Below are 2704 nucleotides of genomic sequence, written 5' to 3'. Positions count from 1 at the left end.
GCCGCCCCCCCGGGCCGGCCCCCCGCGGGGGCCCCGGCCGCCTCTCCCTCGCCCCGGGCCCGCGGCCCCCCCCCCCGCACCCCGCGGCCGGCACGGCCCGTGCGTCCGCGGTCGTCCGACGCCCGCTGTGGGAGCGGACCTCGGGGGAGGGTGAACTCCGGACGACGGCTGGGGGCACAGGCCGGGTCCACCGGGCGGGGCGGCGCCCGCCCGGTGCGGTACGGCTAGGCCGTCAGCTTCGCCAGGGCCGCGTCGATGCGGGCCAGGGTCTTCTCCCTGCCCAGGATCTCCAGGGACTCGAAGAGGGGCAGGCCGACCGTGCGGCCGGTGACGGCGACGCGGACGGGGGCCTGGGCCTTGCCGAGCTTGAGGCCGTGGGCCTCGCCGGCGGCCAGGACGGCCTCCTTCAGGGACTCCGCCGAGGTCCAGTCGGCCGACTCCAGCTTCTCGCGGGCCGTGCGCAGCAGCGCGTCGCTGCCCTCCTTCATGGCCTTGTTCCAGGACGCCTCGTCGAAGACCGGCTCCGGCAGGAACAGGAAGTCGACGTTGTCCGTGATCTCCGAGAGCACCTTCAGGCGGGTCTGCGCGTGCGGCGCGATGGCCTGCCACTTCGCCTCGTCGAAGGCCTCCGGCGCCCAGGGGGCGAAGGGCGGCTGCAGCCAGGGGCGGCAGCGCTCGGTGAAGTCCTTCACGTCCAGCAGGCGGATGTGGTCGCCGTTGATCGCCTCGCACTTCTTGAGGTCGAAGCGGGCCGGGTTGGGGTTGACGTCCGCGACGTCGAAGGCCTGGACCATCTCGGCCATCGTGAAGACGTCCCGGTCGGCGGAGAGGGACCAGCCGAGCAGGGAGAGGTAGTTCAGCAGGCCCTCGGGGAGGAAGCCGCGCTCGCGGTAGAGGTTCAGGCTCGACTGCGGGTCGCGCTTGGAGAGCTTCTTGTTGCCCTCGCCCATCACGTACGGCAGGTGGCCGAACTCGGGGATGCGCCGGGCGATGCCCAGCTCGATCAGCGCCTTGTACAGGGCGATCTGACGCGGGGTGGAGGAGAGCAGGTCCTCGCCGCGCAGGACGTGGGTGATCTCCATCAGGGCGTCGTCGACCGGGTTGACCAGCGTGTACAGCGGGGCGCCGTTGGCGCGGACGATGCCGTAGTCCGGGACGTTCTCCGGGGTGAAGGTCAGTTCGCCGCGGACCAGGTCCGTGAAGGTGATCGTCTCGTCGGGCATGCGGAAGCGGACGATCGGCTCGCGGCCCTCGGCCCGGTACCGCTCGACCTGCTCGGCGGTCAGCTCGCGGCAGTGGCCGTCGTAGCCGGAGGGCCGGCCGGCGGCGCGGGCGGCCTCGCGGCGGGTGTCCAGCTCCTCCTGGGAGCAGTAGCAGTGGTAGGCGTAGCCGCCGTCCAGCAGCTTCTTCGCGACGTCCCGGTAGAGGTCCATGCGCTGCGACTGGCGGTACGGCGCGTGGGGGCCGCCGATCTCGGGGCCCTCGTCCCAGTCGAAGCCCAGCCAGCGCATCGAGTCGAGCAGCTGCCGGTACGACTCCTCCGAGTCGCGGGCCGCGTCGGTGTCCTCGATGCGGAAGACCAGGGTGCCGCCGTGGTGCCGGGCGAACGCCCAGTTGAACAGGGCGGTGCGCACCAGGCCCACGTGGGGGTTGCCGGTGGGCGAGGGGCAGAAACGGACGCGTGGGGGTGCCCCCTGTCCGAGCGGAGCCGAGGACTTGGGGGAGGGGGAGCCTGATGCGCTAGCCACGCTTGACAACCTTGTTGGTGAGAGTGCCGATGCCTTCGATGGTGACGGCGACCTCGTCGCCGACGTTGAGGGGTCCGACCCCCGCGGGGGTGCCGGTGAGGATCACGTCGCCGGGGAGCAGCGTCATGGCCTCGGTGATGTTGACGATCAGGTCCTCGATGGAGTGGATCATCTCGCTGGTGCGGCCGAGCTGGCGCTGCTGCCCGTCGACCGTGAGCTGGATGGTCAGGTCCGAGGGGTCGAGGTCGGTCTCCACCCAGGGGCCGAGCGGGCAGGAGGTGTCGAAGCCCTTGGCCCGCGCCCACTGCTTCTCGCGCTTTTGGACGTCGCGCGCGGTGACGTCGTTGGCGCAGGTGTAGCCGAAGATCACGTCCTTGACGCGTTCGCGCGGGACCTCGCGGCACATCCGGCCGATGACCACGGCCAGCTCGGCCTCGTGGTGCAGTTCCCGGGAGAAGGACGGGTACTGGATCTCGTCGCCGGGGCCGATCACCGAGGTGGCGGGCTTGAAGAAGGCGAAGGGGGCGTCGGGCGCCTCGTTGCCCAGTTCCCTGGCGTGCTCGGCGTAGTTGCGGCCGAAGGCGACGACCTTGTTGGGGAGCACCGGCGGCAGCAGCCTGACCTTGCTCACCGGGACCTTCGTACCGGAGAGCTCGAAGTCCGCGAACGGGATGCCCTTGATGATGTCCAGGACGAGCTCGTCCTGCTTGTCGCCCTCGACCGCGCCGAAGGCGACGTTCCCGTCGATGGAGAACCTGGCGATGCGCACGGGTTGCTTGGCCCCTTGACTGAGCTGGCTGGAGTCTGACGCTCCAGGCTAACGCGGGCGGGGGCCGCGGTCCGTGCATGCCGAGGGGCGCCCCCGCCGTGGAGGGGGCGGGCACCGTTCACCGGCGAGAGCGTCCGCCACGTGTCGGTGTGGGAGAAGCCCGCCGTCCGGGACCACCCCTCCCACC

The 2704-nt window shown here is 71.6% G+C and carries 2 protein-coding genes; both read right to left on the bottom strand.

The genetic code is table 11. The annotated features are described in order from the left end of the window. Positions 1-224 precede the first annotated feature (224 nt). The gene (gene gltX, locus AB0L29_RS08855; protein ID WP_365824847.1) at positions 225-1748 is read right to left on the bottom strand and encodes a glutamate--tRNA ligase; all 1524 of its coding nucleotides are present in this window, start codon (positions 1746-1748) and stop codon (positions 225-227) included. After that, on the bottom strand, positions 1741-2517 hold the full coding sequence (locus AB0L29_RS08850; RefSeq protein WP_365824845.1) for a fumarylacetoacetate hydrolase family protein: 777 nt from the start codon (positions 2515-2517) through the stop codon (positions 1741-1743). The genes gltX and AB0L29_RS08850 overlap by 8 nt, the downstream gene beginning before the upstream one ends. Positions 2518-2704: the final 187 nt, after the last annotated feature.

It is taken from the genome of Streptomyces sp. NPDC052701, assembly GCF_040678355.1.
Taxonomy (GTDB): Bacteria; Actinomycetota; Actinomycetes; order Streptomycetales; family Streptomycetaceae; genus Streptomyces.
This window is presented reverse-complemented; position numbering and strand designations above follow the sequence as displayed.